The sequence below is a fragment of the Bradyrhizobium hereditatis genome, assembly GCF_020329435.1.
Taxonomy (GTDB): domain Bacteria; phylum Pseudomonadota; class Alphaproteobacteria; order Rhizobiales; family Xanthobacteraceae; genus Bradyrhizobium; species Bradyrhizobium hereditatis.
Genome location: NZ_JAGKJK010000012.1, coordinates 214,891 through 240,778 on the forward strand (window position 1 = coordinate 214,891; position 25,888 = coordinate 240,778).

Consider the following 25,888-nt stretch of genomic DNA (forward strand, 5'->3'; position numbering starts at 1 on the left):
GGTCATCATCGACCAAGACCCGGCTTGAGACGCTTCCACTTGTGTCCGCCGCCTGCCTCAAGAGGATCGTATCCTATGCCCAATGCCCGCAAGATCCTGATCGTGGATGACGATACCGATCTGCGCGACACGCTGGTCGAGCAGCTATCGCTGCATGAAGAGTTCGAAGCTTCCGCCGTCGATACCGGCGCCAAGGGCGCCAGCGCCGCCAAAGCCAATTCCCCCGATCTGGTGCTGATGGATGTCGGTTTGCCGGATACCGACGGCCGCGAAGTCGTGCGCAGCCTGCGCAAGGGCGGCTTCAAGGCGCCGATCATCATGCTGACCGGCCACGACACTGATTCGGACACGATTCTCGGACTCGAATCGGGCGCCAACGACTACGTCGCAAAACCATTCCGATTTGCTGTTCTCCTCGCCCGGATCAGGGCGCAGCTGCGCCAGCATGAGGCCAGTGAGGACGCGGTGTTCTCGGTCGGTCCCTACAGCTTCCGCCCTGGCTCCAAGATGCTGACCGCCGCCAATGCCAGGAAGGTGCGGCTGACCGAGAAGGAAACCGCGATCCTGCGCTTCTTGTATCGCGCCGGCCAGTTGCCGGTGTCGCGCGAGACGCTGCTGCAGGAAGTCTGGGGCTACAATTCGGGCGTCACCACGCACACGCTGGAGACCCACATCTACCGTCTCAGGCAGAAGATCGAGAAGGATGCCGCCAACCCTGAAATCCTGGTGACGGAAGCCGGTGGTTACAAGCTGGTGCCGTGATACGATTCGCTGCCAAGATTCGTAGTTTTCGCGAATCCCGGTCTCAGGTTCATGTCGATCGAAGATGATGTAGCCCTGCTGGAGCGGGTCCCGACACTGCGCCTCTTGGGAACGGCGGCGCTGCGCATGCTGGCGATCGGTTCGGAGCAGCGCGATTTCTCGCCCGGCGACTACCTGTTCAACGCGGGCGACGATGCGGATGCGGGCTACATCGTTCAGCGCGGCTCGTTCCGGGTCGAGGACGGCGGCGCCGAAGTTGTTGCCGGTCCCGGCTCCCTGATTGGCGAACTGGCGCTGATCGTCGCGATGAAACGGCCGTCGAGCGCGGTCGCGCTCGATCATGCCTCGGTTATCAGGGTGGCGCGCAGTCTGTTTCAACGTGTGCTCGAAAGCGATCCCGCAGCCGCGCGCCGCCTGCGCGACGAACTCGCCACCCGCACCAGCCAGCTCGCCAGCGATCTCCTGATCGCCGGCGCGAAGCTGATGACCTGATCTCTAAACCTCTAGGGTCACCGTCACTGGGACGTGGTCGGACGGACGCTCCCACCCGCGGGCATCGCGAGTGATCCTGAAATCGGTGACGCCATCCTTCAGCGCGCGCGAGACCCAGATATGGTCCAGCCGGCGGCCACGATCGCCCACCGTCCAGTCGGCGGCACGGTAGCTCCACCACGTATAGACCTTTTCGGAAAGCGGAATCCGCTCGCGCGCGACGTCAAACCATTCGCCTTGCGCCTGCGCGGCCAAGAGCTTCTCGCATTCGATCGGCGTGTGCGAGACGACCTTCAATAGCTGCTTGTGCGACCACACGTCGTTCTCATGCGGTGCGACATTGAGGTCGCCGACCAGGATATGACGGTCGTCGCCACGCGGATGCAGCGGCTCGCACGCCTTCATCTCGTCGAGAAATTTCAGCTTGTGATCGAACTTCGGATTGAGCACGGGATCGGGAATGTCGCCGCCGGCCGGGACATAGAAATTGTGCAGCACCACCGGCTTCGCAAGCTGCGCCTTCTCACCGAACGCCACCGAGATATGGCGCGAGTCGATCTTGTCGCAAAAGGTCCTAATATCGGTGGCGTCAAAGGGCAGCTTCGACACGATGGCAACGCCGTGATAGCCCTTTTGTCCGTTCAGCGCGATGTGCTCGTAGCCGAGACGCTTGAATCGCTTTAGCGGGAAAGCGTCATCGATGCATTTGGTCTCTTGCAGGCACAGCACGTCCGGCCGCGCCGATTTGAGGAATTTGGCGACGATATCGATGCGCAGGCGCACCGAATTGATATTCCACGTTGTCAGGGAAAAACGCATGGGAGCCGTGTCTTACCACGGTTCGTGATGACTTCGCGCTGTTTGTCCACAGGTAGGATTTCGGGCCGGCGGACGGGCATCGCGCTTTGGCGCCACGTCCACCCCAGCGGTCATGATCAAGGGAAGCGATGGGCACGCTTGCGCTTTGCCCGCGCTACGGCCCCGCGGAAAGATGGCGAAGCCGTCAGTTGGCCGGCGTGACGTAATTGGTGAAGTCGATCTTGAAGAGGCCGGGATCGACCTTCTTGGACGAGTCGAGATTGTAGACCGCGACCGTGGTGTCATAGCCCTGCGGGTCGGTCACCGTCCATTGCTTGAGCTGGCCGTCCTTGACACCGACCATCAGCATCAGCCGACTGGTGCCGATCAGGGCCTGCTTCTCCTCGATAGTGACGCTGATATAGACGTCGTCGGCTGTGACGTTGACGACGTTGGTATCCTTCAAGAGATCGATTCGGTCCGACAGCAGGAAACGCAGCGGCGTCTGCGACAGCGGATAGATGTCCTGCGTCGCAAGCTTGCGGTCGCGCACGGCCAGCGACGAACCATCGGCGATGATGGCGATCGGGCTCGGATCGTCATATTCGAAGCGCACCTTGCCCGGCTTCTGGATGTAGAAATCGCCCTTGGTCCTGCTGCCGTCGGGACCGACCTGAACGAAATTTCCGACAAGCGTCTGCAGTGAGGAAAGATAGGAACTCACCCGCGCAGCCTGCGCCTTCTGGTTAGCGTCGAAGGTTGCAAAAACATTCGCGGGGACATTGCGGTTAGGGTTTGGAATCACGGGGTTCGGCGGGGTCTGGGTCGCGCCGGTTGTCATCGGAACCTTGTCCTGCGCACTCATCTGCACGCCGCTGTCGCGCGCCTTGGGCGCGGGCTTCGGAACCGGAACGTTCTGCGACAGAGCCGGCGTCGCAAAGGCCGCGATGGAAGCGGCGAGCAAAAGGGCCAGTCCGGAGCGCAGCCCGCGATGGGTGGGTAATTGTGTCATCAGATATTTCGGATCTCTATTGATGAGATTGATGAGGCATCCCGCTGCCGCCCAGTTTATCGCGCTTTCGCGCCAAGGAGGTATCGTTTTTCCGTGAAAATTGTTACGCCGAATCAACGTTCGGCGCCGGAATCTAGAAGCCGCCCTCCTCTTCGGCGACCAGAATCTCGCGTTTGCCGGCGTGATTTGCCTGGCCAACGATGCCTTCGAGTTCCATCCGTTCCATCAAGGAGGCGGCGCGGTTGTAGCCGATCTGCAGGCGGCGCTGAATATAGGACGTCGAGGCCTTGCGGTCGCGTTTGACGATCGCGACCGCCTGCGCGAACAGGTCGCCGCCGCCATCGCCGCCCATGCCGGTGGAATCGAAGACTGCGCCGTCTTCTTCGCTCGGCTCCTCCGCAGTGACCGCTTCCAGATATTCCGGCGCGCCTTGCGTCTTGAGGTGACGTACGACCTTTTCGACTTCCTCGTCGGAAGCAAAGGGCCCGTGCACGCGGCTGATGCGGCCACCGCCGGCCATATAGAGCATGTCGCCCTGGCCGAGCAGTTGCTCGGCGCCCATCTCGCCGAGAATGGTGCGGCTGTCGATCTTCGATGTGACCTGGAATGCGATGCGGGTCGGGAAGTTCGCTTTGATGGTGCCGGTGATGACGTCGACCGACGGGCGCTGGGTGGCGAGGATGACGTGGAGTCCCGCCGCGCGCGCCATCTGCGCCAGACGCTGCACCGCGCCTTCGATGTCCTTGCCGGCGACCATCATCAGGTCGGCCATTTCGTCGACGATGATGACGATATAGGGCAGCGGTTCGAGGTCGAGCTTTTCTTCCTCGTAGATCGCCTTGCCGGTTTCCTTGTCGAAGCCGGTATGCACCGTGCGCGTCAGGTCCTCGCCCTTGCTCTTGGCTTCGCCTAGACGCTGGTTATAGCCGTCGATATTGCGCACACCGAGCTTGGCCATCTTCTTGTAACGCTCTTCCATCTCGCGCACGGCCCATTTCAGCGCGACCACCGCCTTCTTCGGATCGGTGACGACCGGCGTCAGCAAATGCGGGATGCCGTCATAGACGGAGAGTTCGAGCATCTTCGGATCGACCATGATCAGCCGGCACTGATCCGGACGCAGCCGGTAGACCAGGCTAAGAATCATGGTGTTGATCGCGACCGATTTGCCGGAGCCGGTGGTGCCGGCGATCAGCATGTGCGGCGTCCGCGCCAGATCGATGATGACAGGATCGCCACCGATGGTCTTGCCGAGGCAAAGCGGAAGCTTGGCGACCGACTCGTTGCTGTCCTTCGCGGTCAGCAATTCACGCAGGTAAACCTTCTCGCGATGCGCGTTCGGCAGCTCGATGCCGATGGCGTTGCGGCCGGCGACCACGGCGACGCGGGCGGACAGCGCGCTCATCGAGCGGGCGATATCGTCGGCGAGGCCGATGACGCGCGAAGACTTGATGCCGGGCGCCGGCTCGAGTTCGTAGAGCGTCACGACAGGTCCCGGATTGGCCTTGACGATCTCGCCGCGGACACCGAAGTCGCCGAGCACGCCCTCCAGCGTGCGCGAATTGGCCTCCAGCTCGGCCTTGCTGAGCGGCTGGCGGTCGGACGCCTTGGGCGCCGTCAGCATCGAAACCGAGGGCAGTTCGAACTTGTCGGATTTGCGGGCAGATGGACGCGGCGCGGCCTTCTTGCGCGGAGCGCGGGGGGCTTCCTCCTCCTCCTCGTCCTCCTCTTCTTCCTCCTCCTCGTCCTCGAATTCCTCATCCTGCGGGGCCAGCTTTGGTGCTGCGCGGCCGCCGAGGCTCGGCTCCTGACGTTCGAACGCGGCGGTGCGGGAAGGCGTCGAGCTCGACACCAGCGATCGGTAGGCCGCGCTCATCAGCCATCCGATCCGCGCCTTTGCGCTCATCAGGGCATGATACACCCATCCGAGCGACACCGAGCTGCGATCCCCTTCCTCGACAAAGGGCGTGTCATCGTCCTCGATCGGCGTCAGCTCTTCTTCCTGTGAGCGCGAGCCCCAGCCGCAGGCAAACAGGAACGTCGCGGACATCGCCACGAACAGGATGATGCCGAGCACAAGGCGATAAGTGAAACCGGCCGGTCCGAACACCACGGCGGGCGCGCGCACCAGCGCGTCGCCGACGACGCCGCCAAGCCCGGTCGGCAGCGCCCACGCGCCGCCATGCGGCCAGCAGCTTGCAAAGCCTGCCGCGATCGCCGTGCAGAGAATCCAGCATCCAAGGCGCAGCGCCTCGCGATCGAAGGGGCGATGGGTCAGCATGCGCCAGCCCCACACCGCGACGGGCAGGATCAGCATGATCGCGCCGAGGCCGAGAATCTGCATCAACAGATCGGCACCGATCGCGCCGGGATATCCGAGCACGTTGCGGATCGGGCGCGAGGTCGCATGGCTCAGGCTCGGGTCCTGTACCGACCACGTCATCAAGGCCGCCGCCGCCACGCCGGACAGTGCGATCAGGCTGAGGCCCATGAGTTCGCGCAGGCGCCGCGCCAGGGCCTCGCGGATCGAGACCGGCAGATGGCCGACCAGGGGGATGACACGTTCGATCGCTGGCATGCTCATTAGGCCCTGCGATTAATCCAGAATTTCGACCAGCCGGTGCAATGCCTCGGCTGTTGATTCACTGTCTGAGACCAGCGCAAGACGGATGTAGCCTGCGCCCGGATTGAAGCCGTCGGGTTGCAGCCGCGACAGATAGCTGCCCGGAATCACGCGGACGCCCGCGTCGCGATAGAGTCTTACCGCCGCCGCCTCGTCACCGCCGCGCTCGGATACGTCGAGCCAGACGCAGAAGCCGCCGGCCGGCCGCACATAGCCGTAACGGCTGCCGAGAATCTGGTCGGCGAGATCGAACTTGATGCGGTAGAGCCTGCGGTTCTCCTCGACATGCGTCTCGTCGCTATAGGCCGCGACCGCGACATGCTGCAGTGGCACCGGCACCTGGGGTGCTGCGACGTTGCGCAATTCATGGAAGGCGGCGAGAAACTTCCGGTCGCCGGCGGCAAAGCCGACGCGCATGCCGGGAAGGTTCGAGCGCTTCGACAGCGACTGGAATGCAATGACATTGGTGAAGTCGGGCCCGGCGCATTCCAGCGCGCTGCCCGGCGCCTGCTTGGTATAGATTTCCGAATAGCACTCGTCGCTCAGGATCATGAAGCCATAGGCGTCCGCGAGTTTCTTTAGTCGCGTGAAGTAGTCGCGCGAGGCGACGGCGCCTTGCGGGTTGGCGGGCGAGGCAATGTAGATCGCGACGGTCCGCGCCAGCGTCGCTTCGTCAAGCGTGTCGAGATCGGGCAAAAAGCCGTTGGCGATCGTGGTCGGCAGGTAGATCAGTTCACAGCCAGCCGCGCGAGCGCCCGCGCCATAGGCCGGATAAAACGGGTTGGGCATCAGAATCGCGGGCCTGCCCTTGCGCGGGCCGACATAGCGGGCGGCCGTGATCGCGGCAAAGAACAGCCCTTCGCGGCTGCCGTTCAGGACCAGGATCTCGCTCTCGGGATCAATGGGCCGCGGCAGATCGAATCGTTTCGACAGCCAGTTGGCGGCGGCGCGCCTGAACGGCTCGATCCCCTTGGCCAGGGGATAGCGCCCGAATTCGGCGATGTGTTTTGCCAGCACCGGCCCGACGAAGTCAGGCACCGGGTGCTGCGGCTCGCCTAATGAGAGCGTGATCAATGGCTTGGCCGGCTGGTACGGCGCCAATAGCTCGGTCGTCCGGATAAAGGGCGAGCGCTCGGCCTGACCGGCAGATGCGTTGCCGGCGCCGTGCGCCACGCCGGAAGGGACGGTCATTGCCATGTCTGAAACGCCAGTACTCTCAAAAGCAGCCGAGGTCTTTTCCCGGGACTGCGAACCCATCAAATCACCATAGATACGGCGAGGTTAAGACGCGATTAACCATCGAAGCCTGCAGCGATTTTACGGCCTTTGACCTTTGGAACCGAGGTTTTTCGGGGATCCGCGACAAGGGTTGAAGACGGCGGGGGCCCTTGGGCGGGAGAAACAAAAAAGAAAGGGGCTCCAACTTGCGCTGGAGCCCCTCAACGGTCAGGGCATTGCCGGGTATGTGCCCGAACCGGAGTAGTGGATGCGACCTCCTCTCGGGATCGCACCCCGGGAGAACTTACATGTTGTAAGCGCGCTCGGTGTGCTCGGTGACGTCGAGGCCTTCACGCTCGGTCTCGACGTTGACGCGCAGACCGACGATCACGTCGACCACCTTGAAGAGGATCGCCGAACCGATGCCCGACCAGACCAGCGTGGTGCAGACGCCCCAGAGCTGAGAGGTGATCTGGGCGACGAAGTCGTAGTCCGCGACCTTCGGCGGAATGGCGGTGTAGTCGATGACGCCCGCGCCACCGAGGGCCGGATTGACCAGGATGCCGGTGCCAATCGCGCCGACGATGCCGCCGACGCAGTGGACGCCGAACACGTCGAGCGAGTCGTCATAGCCGAGCGAGTTCTTCACCACGGTGCAGAAGAACAGGCAGACGACACCGACCACGAGGCCGAGCACGATCGCGCCCATCGGACCGGCAAAGCCGGCTGCCGGGGTGACCGCCACGAGGCCCGCCACCGCGCCGGACAATGCGCCGAGCACGGAGGGATGGCCCTTGACGATCCATTCCGCGAACATCCAGGCCATCGCCGCCGCTGCGGTTGCAACGAAGGAGTTGGTCATGGCGAGCGCGGCGCCGCCCGAGGCTTCCAGGTTCGATCCGGCGTTGAAGCCGAACCAGCCGACCCAGAGCAGCGAAGCGCCGATCATGCTCATGGTCAGGGAGTGCGGAGCCATCAGCTCCTTGCCGTAGCCGACACGCTTGCCGATCAGGAGCGCACCGACCAAGCCGGCGATACCGGCATTGATGTGCACCACGGTGCCGCCGGCGAAGTCGATCGCTCCCTTCTTGAAGATCCAGCCGGCATCGGCGTTGATCTCGTCGAGCTTGGCCTGCGCCGCCGTCTTCGCCGCACCGTCAGCCGCTGCGGCGAGCGCCTTGGCTGCATCCTGGATCGCATCCGGACCGGGCCAGTACCAGACCATGTGCGCGATCGGGAGGTAGATCAGCGTGACCCAGAGCGGGATGAACAGCGCGATTGCCGCGAACTTCATGCGCTCGGCAAAGGCACCGACGATGAGGGCGGGGGTGATCGCCGCAAACGTCATCTGGAAGCAGATATAGATCAGTTCGGAGATGTTGGCGTCGACGCTGAAGGTCGCCACCTTCGAATCCGTGGTCACACCCATCAGGAAGGCCTTGGAGAAGCCGCCGATGAAGTCGGATCCGCCGGTGAAGGCGAGGCTGTAGCCGTAGAGGGCCCACAGAACGACAACGATGCAGACCGTGTAGAAGACCTGCATCAGGACCGAGAGCATGTTCTTGGAGCGGACGAGACCACCATAGAACAGCGCCAGGCCCGGGATGGTCATCAACAGCACCAGCACTGTCGAGGTCAGCATCCAGGCGTTGTCGCCCTTGTTGACGGTCGGCTCGGCATAGGCAGCGGTCGCGGCGAACATGCCGACTGCGAGCGCCGCCAATCCCGCGCTATAGGGACGTTTAAACGTCATTGATTCTACTCCTGAATGGTAAGGTTTGTGCGCAAAATCAGAGGGCCGCGGCATCCGCCTCACCGGTGCGGATGCGGACCGCATGGTCGAGGTTGATGACGAAGATCTTGCCGTCGCCGATCTGTCCGGTCTTGGCGGCTGACGTGATGGCGTCGATGGTCTTGTCAACCTGATCGGAGGCCACGGCGACCTCAATCTTGATCTTGGGCAGGAAGCTCACGGCGTATTCGGCGCCGCGATAGATTTCAGTGTGGCCCTTCTGGCGGCCATAACCTTTGACTTCGGTCACCGTGAGGCCGTGAACGCCGATGGCGGTCAGGGCGTCGCGGACTTCTTCGAGTTTGAATGGCTTGATGATCGCCATAACAATTTTCATGGGTCTTGGTCCCCGCTTGGGCCCGGCTGGGAGGGACCGGGCGTTCTCGACTGAGATCACCACGCGGAGATGTTCACTACGCGGGCACAGCCAGGACCCTTAGAATCAAATGCCGTGCCAGATCGGGACCATTCACTAACAGATTATGAATTCGGCCCTTTTTGCCCTCCGCGGGAATTGCATCTTCCTGCGCCATTCCGTCGCGCCCAAAGCGTAGTCAGGCCTGCACAAATCGTGAGCAGGCCTGACGGCCGACACATTCGTGCTCAGCGGTAGAGCAACAAAATGGTAGCGGGGTGGGTGTCCGCTACTGCAGGGCTTCGCCGTGCTGGGAGATATCGAGGCCTTCCAGCTCCTGCTGCAGCGAGACCCGCAGCGGCGCGAATACGCCCACCAGCTTGAGCAAGACAAAGGTCACGACCGCAGACCAAACCAGCGTGGCGGCGATCCCATAAAGCTGGGTCAGGACCTGCTGCGCGTTGCCCTCGAGCAGGCCCGAGGTGCCGCCGATGGCATTCACTGCAAAGACGCCGGCGAGCAATGTGCCGGTCAATCCACCAATGCCGTGGACGCCGAAAACGTCGAGCGAATCGTCGTATTTGAAGCGCTGCTTCAGCCAGGTGCAGGCCCAGAAGCAGAGCGTCCCGGCGACGACGCCGATCAGAACGCCATGCCACGGCGCAACGAAGCCCGAAGCCGGCGTGATCGTGCCAAGGCCCGCGATGGCACCCGAGATCATGCCGAGCACCGACGGCTTGCGCCGCGTCGCCCATTCGATCGCGGCCCAGGTTAGCGCACCAGCGCAGGCGGCGAGATGGGTCGCGGTGATCGCCATCACCGCGCGCGAATTGGCAGCCAGCGCCGATCCGCCGTTGAAGCCGAACCAGCCGACCCACAACAATCCGGTGCCGATCACGGCGAGCGACAGATCGAACGGGGCGAGGTTCTCGCTGCCATAGCCGTGACGCCGGCCCATCACCGTCGCGGCCACCAAACCGCCGATGCCGGCCGACAGATGCACGACGAGACCGCCGGCGAAATCGAGAACCCCCGCACTTGCAAGGAATCCGCCGCCCCAGACCCAGTGCGCCAGCGGCACGTAGACGAACATGAACCAGCCGACGGAGAACAGGAGGTAGGCTGAAAACCGCATCCGGTCCGCGACCGCGCCCGCCACCAGCGCCACCGTGATGATCGCAAACGTCATCTGGTAAAGCATGAAAAGCGCTTCCGGGATCGTCTTCGCCGCCGGATTGACGCTCTCCATCGTCATGCCGATCAGGAACCAGCGATCGAGCGTGCCGATCAAGGGGCCATCGCCGACAAAGGCCAGCGAATAGCCGAACGCCACCCAGAGAATCGAGATGATCGCAACGGCAGAGAGGCTCTGCGCCATCGTCGCCAGCACGTTCTTCTTGCGCACCATGCCGGAATAGAACAGCGCCAGGCCCGGTATCGTCATCATCAATACGAGCGCAGTGGCGACGATCATCCAGGCGGTGTCGGCGGCGTTGATGGCGTGCGTCTCGGCCAAAGCAGGCGTCGCGAAGGAGACGCTCGCCGCGAGCGTAATGAGCGCAGCATTGCGCGCTGCACGATACGATGGTGCCCCCATGGAATTCCCCCGGCCTGTTGTCGCGTCGCTGTCGTTTCTTAACTTCGCGCGTTCAGCATCGTTTGCCGCTGTGCGCTTTCGGTGATGCTCAGAGCGCGTCGCTATCGGTCTCGCCGGTTCGGATGCGCAGGGCGTGGTCGATCGGCGTGACGAAGATCTTGCCGTCGCCGATCTGCCCGGTACGCGCGTTCGCGGTGATGACTTCGACCGCCTTGTCCGCAACGTCGGACGCGACTGCGATTTCGATTCGCAGCTTGGGCAGGAAGTTCACGACATACTCGGCGCCGCGATAGATTTCGGTATGGCCCTTCTGACGGCCATAGCCTTTGACCTCGGTCACCGTCATGCCGTGCACGCCGATGGCCGTCAGCGCTTGGCGGACTTCGTCAAGCTTGAAAGGTTTGATGATGGCAACGACGAGTTTCATGATCCGGCCTTCATTTCCCTGGACATTTCTTGAGCACGCGGCAGGCTGACGTCGGTCGGCTCGCTGCCGATGCAAATTTGGCATCTTTCTAGGCAAATGGCACAAAAAAGTTGCAGGTAGAAGGGGAAAACATTTCGACCTGGTGATGCCGATCACTGTACAGGCGGTCGGATCGTCCGCCAAAATGAGTTCTCACCCTCAGCCGCCCGCCGGCTATCTCCATTTTCCACGGCTCAAGGAAATAAAATGTCGAACCGATCGTGGTTTTATGCCGCCAACGGCCAGCAACAGGGTCCTTATCCAGAGGGACAGCTTCGCGATCTCATCACCCGGGGCATGATCGGGGCGGATACGCTGGTCTGGACCGAGGGAATGTCGGGTTGGCAGCGGGCGGGGGAAATCCCGGGCCTGATACCCGGCGGATCCGGCCCGCCCGCCTTCGCGCAGCCCGGCGGCCCGCCACAAATGGCCGGAAGCTACAGCGGAGGCCCACTGTCGATCGATTTCGGAATTCTGGAGTTTGTCTGGCGCAGCCTCGTGCTCGCGATCGGCCTCATCTTTATCATCCCGGGACCGTGGGTCCTGGTGTGGTACACCAAATGGATCGTATCGTGCATCAAGGTGCCGGGGCGGCCCAACCTCGGCTTCGAAGGCGAAGCGATGACGATCGTTCCCTGGTATTTCGGAGCCGCCGTCATCATCATCGGGGTTGGCCTGACCGGTATCGAGTGGCTCAGCAATGTCGTGAACATCGGCCAGCTCGTTCTCTACTGGCTTTTCGTCAAATGGTTTATCGCCAACCTCTCGTCCAACGGTCAGCCGCTCGGGCTCACCTTCACCGGTTCGGTTTGGGCCTATGTCGGATGGTCGATTCTGGCCGTCATCTCCGTCATCACCATTGTCGGATGGGCGTGGGTCTACGTCGCCTGGCTGCGATGGTTTTGCCGGAACATCGAGGGTACGCGCCGTGAAGTTCTCTTCATCGGCAGCGGGCTGGAGTTTCTGTGGCGCGCGCTCGTGGCTGTAATCGGCTTCTTCTTCATCATTCCGATACCTTGGGTGTATCGATGGATGATGCAGTGGCTGGCTTCGCAGACTGTTTTGGCGGAGCGCGGCACGCTGGCAAACGCGTAAGCCTCACTTGCGCTGGCGCACCGAGCCCTCCTGGGCGACAGACGCGACCAGCGTGCCGTCCGGCTTGAAGATCAGGCCGCGGGTCAATCCGCGGCCGTCTTGCGCACTCGGCGAGTCCTGCGCATAGAGCAGCCATTCGTCGGCGCGGAACGGGCGATGAAACCACATCGCGTGATCGAGGCTCGCCGGCATCATCCGCTTGTCGAACAGCGTGCGGCCGTAACGCGCCATCACGGCATCGAGCAGAGAGAAATCCGACGCATAGGCCAGCGCGCATAGATGCAGTGCCGGATCGTCGGGCAGTTTGGCCGCGGTGCGAATCCAGACATGAATGCGCCCGTCGTCGATCTTCTGGCCGAAGTAACGGCCGAGCTCGACAGGGCGCAGCTCGATCGGCCGATCGGATTCGTAATAGCGGCGGATGAAGTCCGGCATCTCCTTGAACATCGGCTGTTTCGACACTTCTTCCGCCGTAAGTTTTTCCGGCGGTGGGACATCCGGCATCTCGTCCTGATGGTCGAAAGCGCCTTCCTCCTCCGCGTGGAACGATACCATGATCGAGAAGATGGCGTTGCCATGCTGAATTGCGGTCACGCGGCGGGTGGAATAGCTCTTGCCGTCGCGCAGCCGTTCGACCTGGTAGATGATCGGGACTTGCGGATCGCCGGGCAGGATGAAATAGCAATGGATTGAATGCGGCAGCCGGCCTTCGACGGTGCGGCACGCCGCGACCATGGCCTGTCCGATCACCTGTCCGCCGAACACCCGCTGCCAACTCGTTTTCGGGCTGTTGCCGCGGAACAAGTTCACCTCGAGCTGTTCGAGATCGAGGATGGAAATCAGGTCAATCAGGCCTTTGGACATGGGAGCGCTTTCAATTGCGATGCTGCCGTCATTCCCGGGGGCGCCTCGAAAGGTTTCGCGCTGCGCGCGCCCCGGAATGACGATCCAGCTAACCATCCTTGTTTCTCGGCCCTGTTTCGCCCAGCTAAAATCAGGTAGCAAGTCTCGTCTGATGTGAGGAAGTAACCGGGCAAGGATCGACATGGCGGCACAGCGAAGCATTGTCATCTGCGGCGGCGCCTTTGCCGGGCTGGCGCTGGCGCTGGCGTTTCGCCAGGGCCTTGGCGCGGATATTCCCGTTATCGTCGCCGATCCGGCCTTGGCCGCGCGGCCGAGCCGTGACCCGCGAGCAACCGCGATCGTGGCGGCGTGCCGGCGTCTGTTCGAGGCGCTCGGCGTCTGGGACCAGATCGCGGCCGCTTCGCAGCCGATCCTCGACATGGTCGTCACCGATTCCAAGTTGGAGGACGCTACCCGACCGGTTTTCTTGACCTTCGCCGGCGATGTCGAACCGGGCGAGCCGTTTGCGCATATGGTCGAGAACCGCCGTCTCATCGACGCGCTGGTTGCGCGGGCCGAGGCCGAAGGCGTCGATCTCCGCGCCACCGCCGTTTCGACATACGATTCACGCTCCGACGGTGTCACCGTGACGCTCGCGGACGGCGATATCGTCGAGGCAAGCTTATTGGTAGCCGCCGATGGTGCGCGCTCGCGGCTGCGCGAGCGCGCTGGCATCGCGACCCATGGCTGGGATTACGATCAATCCGGCATCGTCGTCACCGTCGGCCATGAGCGGGATCATCACGGACGCGCTGAAGAGCATTTTCTTCCGGCAGGCCCGTTTGCGATCCTGCCACTGACCGGCAAACGCTCGTCGCTGGTATGGACCGAGAGCCGTGCTGAGGCCGCGCGCATCACCGCGCTTGGCGAAACCGAATTCCATGACGAGCTCGAAAAGCGTTTCGGGCTGCACCTCGGCGAGATCAAAGCGCTCGACAAGCCCCGCGCGTTTCCGCTCGGCTATTTCGTGGCGCGCTCGTTCGTGGCCGAGCGGCTGGCGCTGGTCGGCGACGCCGCGCATGTCATTCATCCGATCGCGGGGCAGGGCCTCAACATGGGCCTGAAGGATGTCGCCGCGCTGGCCGAAGTGGTGGTCGACGCAGCCCGCCTCGGCATTGATCCCGGGCAGGCCGATGTGCTCGACCGCTATCAGCGCTGGCGGCGCTTCGACACAATGGCGATGGGCTTCGCCACCAATTCGCTGAACTTCCTGTTCTCAAATGAATCAACTTTGCTGCGTACGGTGCGCGATATCGGGCTTGGCCTCGTCGACCGCGCGCCGCCGCTCAAAGGCATCTTCATCAAACAGGCGGCAGGCTTGTCGGGCGAGGTGCCGCGGCTGTTGAAGGGCGAGGCGTTGTAAAAGGGGGCGAATAGCGAATTGCGAGTAGCGAGTAGACGTTCTGTTATTCGCCATTCGCTACTCCCTATTCGCCAGCTTCGTCACTCGATCTTCCGCGCCTCTTCCGGCAACATGATCGGAATGCCGTCGCGGATCGGATAGGCGAGTTTGGCCGAGCGCGAGATCAGTTCCTGCCGCGTCGAATCGAATTCCAATGGTCCCTTGGTCACCGGACAGACCAGGATTTCCAACAGCTTTGGGTCGACGGTGCTGTCGAGGCGTTCGGGCGAGGCGTTCATTTATCAACTCCGGATCGGCGTGGTCCTTAGCATACAAGACCGCTGGATGTCATAACGTTGCCATCCGCACCAGCTCATCGACCACGGCCTGTTGTCGCGCCTTAGGCAACGGCTGGTCGGATAGCGCAAAGCCGAGAAACGCCCAATAGAGAACTTGCGCGCGGGCGCGGGCGGTTCCCGCCGATAGGCCCGACTGCGCCAGCAAGCCTTCGACATAGGTCAGCCGCCGCCGGTCGATCGCCTGCACGGCGGCGCGCGCGGCGGGATCGACGCTGGCCCAGGTGCGGACGGCGCGCTCCAACGTCAGCCGCCGGGCATCCATCAATCTTCTTGAAAATCTTCCGAAGGCTATGGCTCGCCGGGTCGAGCCCAATGCCGACATCCGCGCTACTGCAGGCCGGTGTCGCCGCTGGTGCGCTTCTTGGCGAGGTCCATCTCGGTTACCGCGATGAGGATCTCGGCGCGGGTTTTCAGGTCGGGCGCTTCCAGCATCGCCTGCTTTTCCGCCGGACCATAGGGCGACATCATCGCAAGCGCGTTGACCAGCGCCTCGTTCGGCGCGCTCTCGATGCCTTCCCAATCCACCTTCAGATTATTGGCGTTGAGAAAGTCGGTCAGAACGTCAAGCAAGGCCGTGCGGTCAACCTCCTCTTCGCCCTTGCGCGCGATGAAATCGTCGGCATAGGGGAAGAAGTCCACCTTGCATTGCCGGTAAGCGGTCAGCGCTCCGATCTCCTCCACCACCTTGAAGCGGGCGATGCCGGTCAGTTCGAGGATGTAGCGGCCGTCGCCGGATTCGGCGAGCTGGGTGATGCGGCCGACGCAGCCGACCCGGAACAGTTCGGGCCGTTGCTCATCCCTGGTGTGGGAAATATCCGGCTGGATCATCCCGATCAGACGGTGGCCATCGCGCAGCGCGTCGTCCACCATCGCCAGATAGCGCGGCTCGAAGATGTTGAGCGGCATCTGGCCGCGCGGCAGCAACAGCGCGCCCGGCAACGGAAACACCGGAATAATTTCGGGAAGCTCGCCGGGTCCGCGATATTCGGCATTGATCGGCATTGGCAGTCCCGGTCAGTTCGTTGGTTCGGTGCGTGTTCTCTTCACAAAACCATGTCCCACGGCTGTGGGCTACGCCTTACGAGAAAAGGATCGTCGATAGCCGCTTGCGTCCCTCGACGGTCGCTTCGTCAGCGCCGCCCCACGCCTCGAACAACTGCACCAGCTGCTTGCGGGCGGCGTCATCGTTCCACTTGCGGTCGCGCTTGACGATCTCCAGCAGCTGGTTGGTGGCCTCCGTTCGCTTGCCGAGCGCATTGAGCGCGGTCGCAAGATCAAATCGCGCCTGATGATCGAGCGGGTTGGCAGCGACCTTCTGCTCCAGCTCGGTCACCGGACCGACCGACTTGGCCTGCTCGGCAAGATCGATCGCGGCCTGCGCCGCCTTCACCGCAGCGTCATTGCGCTTCGATTCCGGCACCATTGCGAGCGTCTGCTTGGCCTGTTCGACGGCGCCCGTCGTCACATAGCATTTCGCAAGTCCCGCCAGCGCCGCGATATTGGTGGCGTCGAAACCCAAGATCTCGGCATAGATCTGCGCGGCCGCGGCAGCATCGCCTTCCGCCAGCACGGCTTCGGCTTCTTTCAGGACTTCCGCGATATTGGGTTCGCCCGGCGCCGTCACGCCCTTGGTGATCTTGTCGATGAAGGCATTGACCTGGCTCTCCGGCACCGCGCCCATGAAGCCGTCGGCCGGTTGGCCATTGACGAAGGCAATTACAGCCGGGATCGACTGAATGCCCATCTGGCCAGGAATGGCCGGGTGGTGGTCGATGTTCATCTTGACCAGCTTGACCTTGCCTTTGGCCGCGCGGACTGCCTTTTCGAGCACCGGCGTGAGCTGTCGGCAAGGACCGCACCACTCGGCCCAGAAATCGATCAGCACCGGCTGGCGCTTCGATTCCTCGATGACGTCCTTTACGAAGGTCTGGGTGGTCGTCTCCTTGATCAGATCGGCCGCTGCCTGCGGTGCCGGGCCGCCGCCCTGCTCAACTATCGTCACGGTATCCTCGCCTGATGTTTTGCGAACGCTGTTCGGGAACAGGCCCGTTCTAGCACGTCCCGGAACCAAGTTCTCATTCGCTAGATGGCGGCTTGGTCACAAAATTCAATTGTCGAGCGCCATCGAGCAGCGGCCCCGCGCGTTGATCGGGAGGTATACTGGTGGACAGCCGGCAATTGCATCCGGGGAATCGGGGCGCACCGATCGGAACCCGTAAGGATGGTTCATGATTGAGTTCGAGTCGCTTCGCCGCGGCCTGTTCGGGGTTCCGATTCGTGTCCTCTGACCTCAGTTGGCCCGTTCAGGGTTGTTTCGAGCTGATTCGAGCCCATTTGTTAATGAAATCGGGTCCATCAGGTGTCAGCCAATTGCGTTCGGACTGTTGCATTCGCGGTCCGCATTTGGCATAGGTCTGCCGTTGACGGCGCGCGTCGCCGCCATCTCGGATGCGGGTGTAGCTCAGTGGTAGAGCACGACCTTGCCAAGGTCGGGGTCGAGGGTTCGAGCCCCTTCGCCCGCTCCAGATCTCCTCAAATCGGCATCACCGGATCGAAAACGCAGCCCGCCATTTTGGCGGGCTTTCGTTTTAGCGCAGCGGCGCATAGGCATCTCGACGATTAGGCGTCGCTGAACATAACCTGTTCGCAACACGAACGACCCGAACGCGGAGACGCTGCAGGCTGAAATCCGGGCGCGGCTTGCGGTCGATCGTATCTAGCCCCGCTGCTTCTCATACGCCTTGAGGTGGGTGTAGGCGATACGCAGCTTCGGCACCGGAATTTTGGCGGCGTCGGCGCGTGCGACGAGGTCGCCGATCACATGGTCGGCCTCGACCGGCAGGCCTGCCTTAATGTCGCGGAACATCGAGGCGGTCATCGGCGAGCCCTCGGTCGTCAACAGGCCGGCGGTGCGCTGGAAGAACGGACCGCTCGGCTCATAGCCCGACGCCTTGGCGATCGCGCTGCATTCATCGAGCATGCCGAGCAGGAAATCCTTGCCGCCGGGGACCGCCAGGATGTTGCCGACCGAGGTGCGCATCAGGCTGGTCGATGCCGCGAGCGAAGCGAGGAAAACCCATTTCTCCCACATGTCCTGCATGATGTGTTCACTGGCGATCGCGCCGAATTTGCCGCTGTCGAAGACTTTCGCAATCGCGCGCACCCGTTCCGACATCGAGCCGTCGCGTTCGCCGAAATTGAGCGACTGCATCGGCGCGAGCTGAACCACCTCGCGGGCGTCGTTGAGCGTCACCGCTATCGCGCAGAGGCCGCCGAGTACGCGCTCGGCTCCGAATTTCTCGTCCAGCACGTTGAGATGCAGCATGCCGTTGAGCAGCGGAATGATCGACGTGTTTGGCCCGACCGCAGGAGCAAAGGACCTGATCGCGTCTTCCAGGTCGAACGCCTTGCAGCTCAACAGTACGACGTCGAAGGTCTCGGCAAGCTTGTCGGCTTGCACCGTCGGCGGGCTCTTCAGCGTCACGTCGCCGGCGGGGCTCTTGATGACAAGGCCTGCGCTCGCGAGCTCGGATGCACGCTTCGGCCGGACCAGGAACGTCACGTCGTTCCCTGCCTGAAGCAGCCTGCCGCCGAAATAGCCGCCAATGGCGCCGGCGCCGACCACGAGAATACGCATGGGTTACTTCCTTTTGTTTTTGGTCTTGGAAGGGCGAATAGCGAGTAGGGAGTAGCGAATAGGGGGATCCTCGCCTCGTTCTCCCACTCGCTATTCGCCAGTCGCTACTCGCTATTCGCTTCTTTACCACTTCCCGCCGAACAGTCGAATCCCGCCGGCTACTTCCCTGAGATCATTTCCTCGACCTCGCGAAGCTGTTCCTTGCCGAAAAACATTTCGTCGCCGACGAAGAACGTCGGCGAGCCGAACGCGCCGCGCTCGACCGCATTTTGCGTATTCTCGATCAGTTTGGCCTTTACATCAGCGTCCTGCGCGCGCGTCAGCAGCTTGCCGGCATCGAGGCCGGATGAGGCCAGCGCCTTGGCCGCGATCTCAGGATCATCCATCTTCTTCGGCTCGACCCACATGTGATGGAACGCCGCCTCGACATATTTTTCGAACACGCCTTCGAACTGGGCCGCCACCGCCGCACGCATCAGGTTCAGCGTGTTGACCGGGAAAAACGGATTCCAGACATAGGGCTTGACACCGAAGCGTTTGAGGAAGCGCTCGGTTTCCAGCGCATAGAATTCGCGCTTGTTCTTGATGCCGGCAAGCGTTTCCGCAGGCGATCTGTTGTTAGTGGCCTTGAAGATGCCGCCGAGCAGAATCGGTATATACTCGAACTTCACGCCGGTGCGTTTTTCTATCGCCGGTATAGCTTCATGGCTGAGGAAGGCGTTGGGGCTGCCGACGTCGAACAGGAATTGCGGATTTGTGCTCACGGGCAGTCTCCCTGATGTTTTGGCGCATTGTGGAGCAAGCTAGATAGCGCGTCCACCAGTATGATGACGATCGTAATACTGTGAAGACCCTGCTTCCGTTAAACCAGCCGAGGCCGGCGGCATCAAGTGTTCGGCAAGCGGTGCGATCGCGCCTATGCCTCGGCGCGATCGCTGAAGGCGAGCTTGATGACGTGGTCGCGGATATCGTCGGGCCAGCCGGCGATCAGGCCGACGAATTTCCGCCGGTCATCCGCGAACAGGGCTCGCGACGCTTCCTCGAAGCCTGCGATGTTGCCGGCCATCACGGACATGAAGCGATAGGCGGCATCGCGCGCAACGCGGGCGCGATCGGCGTCGCCATTGGCGCGCCGCGCCTCGTCGACCAGCTTGCGCAAGGCGACCGATGCGCCGCCGGGCTGCGCGCCTAGCCATTCCCAATGGCGCGGAAGCAGCGTCACCTCGCGCGCGACCACGCCAAGCTTGGGCCGTCCGCGCCCGCGCGGTTCGGTTGACGTCGTCTCATCCGTCGCGGCCTCGGGACCGGGCGCCGGTTGCGGCAGTCGCGTGATGACATCGCGCTCGGTGCCGCGCAGGTCGAGATCGATCGGCTGCCCCGTGGCGTCGGCGAATATGATGATCGGCGGCGCCGCGGGCCGTCGCGAGGCATTCATCACCGCGATTGCGACCTCGGCGAGCGGGCCTGACGCGAGGCGTTGTTGGCCGATGAAGGCCGTGAATTGGGAGCGGGTGTTGTCAGCCATTGGAGAGACTTCCGGATTTTGCTCTGGGTATATTTACCCGGATAAATTTGGATGTCAATATCACCCGGATAAATATTCAGCTCCGGCCAAGCCGTCTCGACTTTGACGCGCCCGGCTGGCACCAACGGCGCGCCAATTGAAGGGGACGCCATGCTGACGGTTCATCATCTCAACAATTCCCGCTCGCAGCGTGTGCTGTGGCTGCTCGAAGAGCTCGAGGTTCCCTACGAGATCGTCCGCTACCAGCGTCAGCCGGACATGCGGGCGCCGAAAGAGCTGCGCGACATTCATCCGCTCGGCAAATCGCCCGTCATCACCGACAACGGCCAGACCATCGCGGAATCCGGCGCGATCTGCGAATACATCATCGGCACCTATGGCAACGGCCGCCTGATCCCGCCGCCGAACACGCCGGAGCGGCTGCGCTACACCTATTGGCTGCACTATGCCGAAGGCTCGGCGATGTCGCCGCTGCTCTTGAAGCTGTTGTTCACGCTGATGCCGAAACGAGCGCCGGCGCTGCTGCGGCCGCTGGTGCGCAAGGTCTCGAACCAGGCACTCACGGCGCTGGTCAATCCGCAGCTCAAGCAACATATGGACTACTGGGAGAGCGAACTGGGAAAAAGCGAATGGTTCGCCGGCAACGAGTTCACTGGCGCCGATATCCAGATGAGCTTTCCGCTGGAAGCGGCTGCGGCGCGTGGCGGGCTGGAGCAGGGGCATCCCAGAGCGATGGCTTTTCTCGAACGCATTCATGCGCGGCCGGCCTATGCGCGTGCGCTGGAAAAGGGCGGGCCGTACGTGATCGGAAGGTGACTGCAGCGTCATTCGAGGCGCGCGCCTCTAGCGCGATGTCTGCGCCGCACCCACCGAGGGCAGCGCCTGCACGGTGACCCCGGGCGGCGGCGCGTCGTCGTCGGGCACGAAGAAGTCGGACATCAGCGGCACGGAAGGATCGACGCGATACTTCTCGAAATCCCTGACGCCTGACGCGTACAGCACCTTGTCGTCGATGCAGAACTGCCCGGTGAACTCACGCGACGGCCGCGTCAGGATCGCGTGCGCCGCATCGCCCATGATCTCCGGCGTGCGGCTCGCGCGCATCATCGCCTCGCCGCCGAGCAGGTTGCCGACCGCAGCGGTCGCGATGGTGGTGCGAGGCCACAGTGCATTCACAGCGATGCCTGCTGATTTCAGTTCACCTGACAGGCCCAGCACGCACATGCTCATGCCGAACTTCGCCATGGTGTAGGCAGTGGAATGCTCGAACCATTTGACCTTCATGTCGAGCGGCGGCGACAGCATCAGGATGTGCGGGTTGGCAGCCTTCTTCAGATGCGGGATGCAATATTTCGACACCATGAAGGTGCCGCGGGTGTTGATGCCCATCATCAGGTCGAACCGCTTCATGTCGGTCCCTTGCGAATTGGTCAGGCTGATGGCGCTGGCATTGTTGACGCAGATGTCGATGCCACCGAACTCGGCAACCGTCTGCTCGATCGCCGCAATCACCTGGGCCTCGTCGCGGATGTCGCACACGACGGGCAGCGCCTTGCCGCCGGCGGCGCGAATCTCTTCCGCCGCGGTGTAGATCGTGCCCTTGAGTCTCGGATGCGGCTCTGCGGTCTTCGCCGCAATCGCAACATTGGCGCCGTCACGCGCAGCCCGCAGCGCAATCGCCAGCCCGATGCCACGGCTGGCGCCGGAGATGAACAGCGTCTTGTCCTTGAGAGATGTCATCGAAGCTCTCCTGTATGCCAGGTTATGGACGCACACAGGTCAGGCTCCCTCCCCCCTTGCGGGGGAGGGCTGGGGAGAGGGGTAAGCCCCGGGCGCTGACCTCAGTCATGACGTGATCCTGCATCGACGGTGCTCGGAATGCGAGGAGTTGTCCATGATGCGTCAAGCAGTCGAGCAATTGGCTACCCCTCTCCCTAACCCTCCCCCGCTAGGGGGGAGGGAACCCGTCCGCCTGTGCGTCCCTCACGAATACATCCCTCACATTGTGATCGCTTCTAATGCCCCACCGCCGCCGCTCCCCTCGTCCGCGGATCGGGCGCGCCGAGCAGGCCGTTCGGCGTGACGGCGATCGAATTGGCTGAAGTCTGGCCGAGCGGTTCGATCACCTTGTGGCCCTTCGCTCTCAGCTCAGCCAGCACCTCCTCTGGAAAGCCGCGCTCCACACGCACTTCGTCGGGCAGCCATTGATGGTGGACCCGCGGCGCTGCCACCGCGGCCGCGACATCCATCTTGTAGTCGATTACGTCGACCACGATCTGCAGCACCGCCGAGATGATGCGGCTGCCGCCTGGCGAGCCCGTGACCAGCACCGGCTTGCCGTCCTTCAGCACGATGGTCGGCGACATCGATGACAGCGGCCGCTTGCCGGGGCCGGGCAGGTTGGCTTCGAAGCCGACAAGGCCGAACGCGTTCGAAGCGCCGGGCGCGGCGGTGAAGTCGTCGAGCTCGTTGTTGAGCAACACGCCGGTCCCCGCCGCGACCAGGCCGACACCATAGGGAAAGTTCAGCGTGTAGGTATTGCTAACCGCGTTGCCGCTGGCATCGACGACCGAATAATGCGTGGTGTTGCTGCCCTCGCGCGGGCTCACCGCGAGCACATCGCCCGCCGGCGTTGCGCGCGCAAGGTCGATGCCGGCGCGCTGCTTGGCGGCATATTCCTTGGTGGTCAGCACATTGACCGGCGCATTGACGAAGGCGGGATCGCCGAGATATCGCGCGCGGTCGGCATAGGCGCGCTTCATGGCCTCGATCATGACATGAAGCGACGGGGCGGAGCCCTGCTTCATGTCTGCCATCGCAAATCCCTCGAGAATGTTCAGCGATTGCAGCAACACCGTGCCGCCGGAGGAGGGCAGCGGCATCGAGACGATGTCGTAGCCACGATAGTTGCCGCGCACAGGGCTGCGGATCACTGCTTCATAGGATTTGAGATCGTCTACCGCCATGATGCCGCCGGCATCGCGGACGGCTTTTGCCAGCCGCTCCGCCACCGGCCCCTCGTAAAATCCGCGCGGTCCTTGTTCGGCGATCGCAGACAGCGTTGCGGCGAGATCCGTCTGGATCAATCGGTCGCCCTCCTGCAACGGCGCGCCGTCCAGACGGGAGAGCGCCCCGGCTGAGCTCGGCCAGCGCGCCATCCGCCGGTACATGTCCGAGAGCGTGTCGGCCATGTCGTCGGTGACCACAAAGCCGTCGCGAGCTAATTCGATGGCGGGTTTGAGGATTTGCGCCAGCGTGAAGCGCCCCGAACCGTATTTCTCCAGCGCCAGCGCCAAACCGGCCACGGTGCCGGGCACGCCGATGCCGAGCGCCGAATTGCGTGACTTGTCGGCATCGGGCTTGCCGTCCGGACCGAGAAAGATATCGCGCGTGGTCGCCGCCGGTGCGGTCTCGCGATAATCGATCGCGACGTCTTCGTTGCGGCTGGCCGAATGAATCACCATGAAGCCGCCGCCGCCGATGTTACCGGCGCGCGGATAGGTGACGGCAAGCGCAAAGCCGGTGGCGACCGCGGCATCGATCGCATTGCCACCCTGCCGCAGGATATCGGCGCCGACTTGCGCAGCGAGGCGCTCCTGCGCCACCACTATGCCATGCTCGGCCGCAACAGCGCGAATCGTTGCGAGGTTGGGGGGCGCGTAAGCGCGGCGCTCCTGGGCAAAGGCCGTCGCGCTCCAGACAAACGCAAGGAAGAATGTGGCAGCTACTCGGCGCCACCGGATTGCAAAGACCGTCATCGAAAATCCGCCGCAGTTGAAAGCCTGTGTGACGCGCGGCAGCCGCCCCAGCGTCGATGATGCATGCTATATGGATTTGGTTGGACACGCAGAACGCTTCACGCGACTTTGAAGGGAAATATCCGGCATGGCGGTGATCGCTTCCGAGGTAGAAGACGCCAAAATTCCGCATGCATATCCCGGCCGAGCCGCGGTCGTTAGCTGGATCTTCTTCGATTGGGCGACGCAGCCCTATTTCACCCTCATCACCACCTTTGTGTTCGCGCCATATTTCGCGAACTTCGTCGCACCCGATCCGGCGAAAGGACAGGCATTGTGGGGTTTTGCGACGGCGGCCGCCGGCCTGATGATCGCGCTGATGTCGCCGGTGCTCGGAGCGATTGCCGATGCCAGCGGACGCCGCAAGCCATGGATCGCCGGCTTCGGCGCGCTGCTCGTGATCGGCGCCTGCCTGATGTGGCTGGGAAAACCTGGTGACCCCGGCATCATCCCACCGCTGTTGCTGGCCTATTCGATCGCGAGCGTCGGTGTCGAGTTCGCGATCGTCTTCAACAACGCGATGATGCCAACGCTGGTGCCGCCGGACAGAATGGGGCGATTGTCCGGCACCGGCTGGGCAACCGGCTACATCGGCGGCATCCTGAGCCTTATTTTGGTGCTCGGCTTTCTCGCCGCCAGCCCTGAAACCGGCCGTACCCTGTTCGGACTGGCGCCGCTGTTTGGCCTCGACCCGGTCAGCCATCAGGGTGACCGCATCACCGGACCGCTGACCGCCATCTGGTTTATCATTTTCGTGACGCCGATGTTCCTGTTCACGCCGGATTATCCGGCAAGACGTCCGATCCGCGAGGCGCTCAGCGAAGGACTGAGCGGGATCAAGCGGACGCTTGGCGAACTGCCGAATCAGCGATCGATGGCGACATTCCTGATTGCCAACATGATCTATACCGACGGGCTGGTATCGCTGTTCGCCTTCGGCGGCATCTATGCCGCCGGCACCTTCGGCTGGCACACGATTCAGATCGGCACGTTCGGAATCCTGCTCGCCATCGCCGGCACCTTCGGCGCCTGGCTCGGCGGCAAGCTCGATGACATGCTGGGGCCGAAGCGCGTCATCGCCGGAAGTCTCTCGATCCTGCTGCTGGCGCTCGCGGCGATTCTTTTGGTCGATAGGGATTCGATTCTTTTCGTGCCGGTCGCGCCACCTGCACCCGGAGGCGCGCTGTTCTCCGGCGCGGCCGAGCGCGCCTATCTCGTGCTCGGCTGTCTGATCGGCGCGGCCGGCGGCCCGCTGCAGGCGGCCTCGCGCACGCTGCTGATCCGCCTCGCGCCGAAGGATCGCATCGCGCAGTATTTTGGATTGTTCGCGCTGACGGGGAAGGTGACATCGTTCATCGGGCCGCTGCTGATTGGTGCGATCACCGCCGTGACTGCGAGTCAGAAGACCGGCATGGCAATGCTGGTGGTGTTCTTCGCCACAGGGCTGGCGCTGTTGACGCGCGTGCGGGAGTGACATCAAACGATGGTGGCTACGCATGCGCGATGTCCGGTGCGCCGCGACCTATCCGCGTCATTGCGAGCGAAGCGAAGCAATCCATAGCGCCGCAAGTGGAGACGTGGATTGCTTCGCTGCGCTCGCAATGACGGATGGATATAGCTTCGCGATCTCGCGACATGTTTTGCCCGAGGTTTGCTTGATAACTTCCCGCCCGCTTATTCAGAGGGCGCAGGGAAGACCGGGTGCTGGCTGCACCCGCGGTCTCGTGTGCCGTTGCGCACAGAAAGAAATGCACACGAGCATACAGGTACAGCGGAAACACTCCGGTCTTCCCTGCGCAATGGCTTTACGGCTTACTTCGTGCTCTTGTGTGAGCAAATTCTGCCAGAATGTGCGAACGGGCGGTTCTGACCAACCGCCCGTCGCTGGATCTGATCCCGTTCGTGCTCAAAGGCCGTGAGAGCCTGTCGGGGAGCGAGGGACAGATCCGGTGTCTTCCTCAACCCGAACAGTTGCATGGGCTTCGAGCCCGAACCGAGCAAGGAAGGGAGTGGATGATGGCACAAAACGAACGTGTTGTCGCCGGTATCGACGTGGCCAAGGATAAGGTGGATGTATGCATTCGCTCGTTGTCTCAACGGCAGACGTTCCCGAGT

At 62.8% G+C, this 25,888-nt stretch carries 24 protein-coding genes and 1 tRNA gene; 7 read left to right on the plus strand and 18 right to left on the minus strand.

The genetic code is table 11. From position 1 onward, the window contains the following. Nucleotides 1-75: 75 nt before the first annotated feature. Both J6524_RS26810 and J6524_RS26815 read left to right on the plus strand, forming a co-directional pair. A complete protein-coding gene (locus tag J6524_RS26810) occupies nt 76-762 on the plus strand; it encodes a response regulator transcription factor (protein ID WP_028348340.1) in 687 nt (228 codons plus the stop codon). Nucleotides 763-813: 51 nt separating this feature from the next. Then, nucleotides 814-1,254, plus strand: a complete 441-nt coding sequence (locus J6524_RS26815; protein WP_225676151.1) for a cyclic nucleotide-binding domain-containing protein — start codon at nt 814-816, stop codon at nt 1,252-1,254. 3 nt (nt 1,255-1,257) lie between these two features. Here J6524_RS26815 and J6524_RS26820 read toward each other — a convergent pair whose 3' ends face one another. From J6524_RS26820 to J6524_RS26855, 8 genes are all read right to left on the minus strand, one after another. After that, complete coding sequence (locus J6524_RS26820; RefSeq protein ID WP_225676153.1) at nt 1,258-2,073, minus strand: exodeoxyribonuclease III; 816 nt, start codon at nt 2,071-2,073, stop codon at nt 1,258-1,260. Nucleotides 2,074-2,257: 184 nt separating this feature from the next. Beyond that, a complete protein-coding gene (locus J6524_RS26825; protein WP_225676155.1) occupies nt 2,258-3,064 on the minus strand; it encodes an outer membrane lipoprotein carrier protein LolA in 807 nt (268 codons plus the stop codon). Between the two features lie 133 nt (nt 3,065-3,197). Next, the gene (locus J6524_RS26830; RefSeq protein WP_225676157.1) at nt 3,198-5,648 is read right to left on the minus strand and encodes a DNA translocase FtsK; all 2,451 of its coding nucleotides are present in this window, start codon (nt 5,646-5,648) and stop codon (nt 3,198-3,200) included. A gap of 12 nt (nt 5,649-5,660) precedes the next feature. Beyond that, nucleotides 5,661-6,884: an aminotransferase class I/II-fold pyridoxal phosphate-dependent enzyme gene (locus J6524_RS26835; RefSeq protein WP_225676159.1), complete on the minus strand. Its 1,224-nt coding sequence runs from the start codon at nt 6,882-6,884 to the stop codon at nt 5,661-5,663. A gap of 325 nt (nt 6,885-7,209) precedes the next feature. Next, nucleotides 7,210-8,658, minus strand: coding sequence for an ammonium transporter (locus J6524_RS26840; RefSeq protein ID WP_225676161.1), 1,449 nt, complete (start codon nt 8,656-8,658; stop codon nt 7,210-7,212). 37 nt (nt 8,659-8,695) lie between these two features. Continuing rightward, the gene (locus J6524_RS26845) at nt 8,696-9,034 is read right to left on the minus strand and encodes a P-II family nitrogen regulator (protein ID WP_008142813.1); all 339 of its coding nucleotides are present in this window, start codon (nt 9,032-9,034) and stop codon (nt 8,696-8,698) included. Nucleotides 9,035-9,341: 307 nt separating this feature from the next. Beyond that, nucleotides 9,342-10,649: an ammonium transporter gene (locus tag J6524_RS26850; protein ID WP_283843356.1), complete on the minus strand. Its 1,308-nt coding sequence runs from the start codon at nt 10,647-10,649 to the stop codon at nt 9,342-9,344. Between the two features lie 88 nt (nt 10,650-10,737). Then, entirely contained in the window at nt 10,738-11,076 is a 339-nt protein-coding gene (locus J6524_RS26855) for a P-II family nitrogen regulator (RefSeq protein WP_028348351.1), read from the minus strand. Between the two features lie 246 nt (nt 11,077-11,322). On the opposite strand from J6524_RS26855, the gene J6524_RS26860 reads away from it, so the two are divergent. Then, nucleotides 11,323-12,210: a DUF4339 domain-containing protein gene (locus tag J6524_RS26860; protein WP_225676163.1), complete on the plus strand. Its 888-nt coding sequence runs from the start codon at nt 11,323-11,325 to the stop codon at nt 12,208-12,210. A gap of 3 nt (nt 12,211-12,213) precedes the next feature. Here the strand turns inward: J6524_RS26860 and tesB are convergent, their stop codons facing one another. Next, nucleotides 12,214-13,074, minus strand: coding sequence for an acyl-CoA thioesterase II (tesB, locus tag J6524_RS26865; protein ID WP_225676165.1), 861 nt, complete (start codon nt 13,072-13,074; stop codon nt 12,214-12,216). A gap of 181 nt (nt 13,075-13,255) precedes the next feature. Here tesB and J6524_RS26870 point away from each other — a divergent pair, with 181 nt between their 5' ends. Beyond that, on the plus strand, nt 13,256-14,476 hold the full coding sequence (locus J6524_RS26870; RefSeq protein WP_225676167.1) for a ubiquinone biosynthesis hydroxylase: 1,221 nt from the start codon (nt 13,256-13,258) through the stop codon (nt 14,474-14,476). Between the two features lie 80 nt (nt 14,477-14,556). Here the strand turns inward: J6524_RS26870 and J6524_RS26875 are convergent, their stop codons facing one another. From J6524_RS26875 to trxA, 4 genes are all read right to left on the minus strand, one after another. Beyond that, entirely contained in the window at nt 14,557-14,754 is a 198-nt protein-coding gene (locus J6524_RS26875; protein WP_225676169.1) for a Trm112 family protein, read from the minus strand. A 49-nt stretch (nt 14,755-14,803) separates the two neighbouring features. After that, a complete protein-coding gene (locus tag J6524_RS26880; protein WP_376712084.1) occupies nt 14,804-15,076 on the minus strand; it encodes a hypothetical protein in 273 nt (90 codons plus the stop codon). Between the two features lie 65 nt (nt 15,077-15,141). Continuing rightward, the gene (locus J6524_RS26885; RefSeq protein ID WP_225676171.1) at nt 15,142-15,816 is read right to left on the minus strand and encodes an LON peptidase substrate-binding domain-containing protein; all 675 of its coding nucleotides are present in this window, start codon (nt 15,814-15,816) and stop codon (nt 15,142-15,144) included. Between the two features lie 76 nt (nt 15,817-15,892). Beyond that, on the minus strand, nt 15,893-16,816 hold the full coding sequence (gene trxA / locus J6524_RS26890; RefSeq protein WP_225676173.1) for a thioredoxin: 924 nt from the start codon (nt 16,814-16,816) through the stop codon (nt 15,893-15,895). A gap of 448 nt (nt 16,817-17,264) precedes the next feature. Between trxA and J6524_RS26895 the strand changes: the two genes are divergently transcribed. Continuing rightward, nucleotides 17,265-17,339: transfer RNA gene (locus tag J6524_RS26895), tRNA-Gly, on the plus strand. A gap of 191 nt (nt 17,340-17,530) precedes the next feature. Here the strand turns inward: J6524_RS26895 and panE are convergent. From panE to J6524_RS26910, 3 genes are all read right to left on the minus strand, one after another. After that, complete coding sequence (gene panE / locus J6524_RS26900) at nt 17,531-18,451, minus strand: 2-dehydropantoate 2-reductase (RefSeq protein ID WP_225676176.1); 921 nt, start codon at nt 18,449-18,451, stop codon at nt 17,531-17,533. A 158-nt stretch (nt 18,452-18,609) separates the two neighbouring features. Then, nucleotides 18,610-19,215, minus strand: coding sequence for a 2-hydroxychromene-2-carboxylate isomerase (locus J6524_RS26905; RefSeq protein ID WP_225676178.1), 606 nt, complete (start codon nt 19,213-19,215; stop codon nt 18,610-18,612). A 152-nt stretch (nt 19,216-19,367) separates the two neighbouring features. Further along, on the minus strand, nt 19,368-19,976 hold the full coding sequence (locus J6524_RS26910; RefSeq protein ID WP_225676180.1) for a DUF2239 family protein: 609 nt from the start codon (nt 19,974-19,976) through the stop codon (nt 19,368-19,370). Between the two features lie 150 nt (nt 19,977-20,126). Here J6524_RS26910 and J6524_RS26915 point away from each other — a divergent pair, with 150 nt between their 5' ends. Then, nucleotides 20,127-20,792 carry a glutathione S-transferase family protein gene (locus tag J6524_RS26915; protein WP_225676182.1) on the plus strand — a complete coding sequence of 222 codons (666 nt, stop codon included), beginning with the start codon at nt 20,127-20,129 and terminating at the stop codon, nt 20,790-20,792. Nucleotides 20,793-20,819: 27 nt separating this feature from the next. Here J6524_RS26915 and J6524_RS26920 read toward each other — a convergent pair whose 3' ends face one another. Further along, nucleotides 20,820-21,716 carry an SDR family oxidoreductase gene (locus J6524_RS26920; RefSeq protein ID WP_225676184.1) on the minus strand — a complete coding sequence of 299 codons (897 nt, stop codon included), beginning with the start codon at nt 21,714-21,716 and terminating at the stop codon, nt 20,820-20,822. A 275-nt stretch (nt 21,717-21,991) separates the two neighbouring features. Then, the gene (gene ggt / locus J6524_RS26925) at nt 21,992-23,734 is read right to left on the minus strand and encodes a gamma-glutamyltransferase (protein ID WP_225676186.1); all 1,743 of its coding nucleotides are present in this window, start codon (nt 23,732-23,734) and stop codon (nt 21,992-21,994) included. A gap of 127 nt (nt 23,735-23,861) precedes the next feature. Here ggt and J6524_RS26930 point away from each other — a divergent pair, with 127 nt between their 5' ends. Further along, nucleotides 23,862-25,247, plus strand: coding sequence for an MFS transporter (locus tag J6524_RS26930; RefSeq protein WP_225676188.1), 1,386 nt, complete (start codon nt 23,862-23,864; stop codon nt 25,245-25,247). Nucleotides 25,248-25,888: the final 641 nt, after the last annotated feature.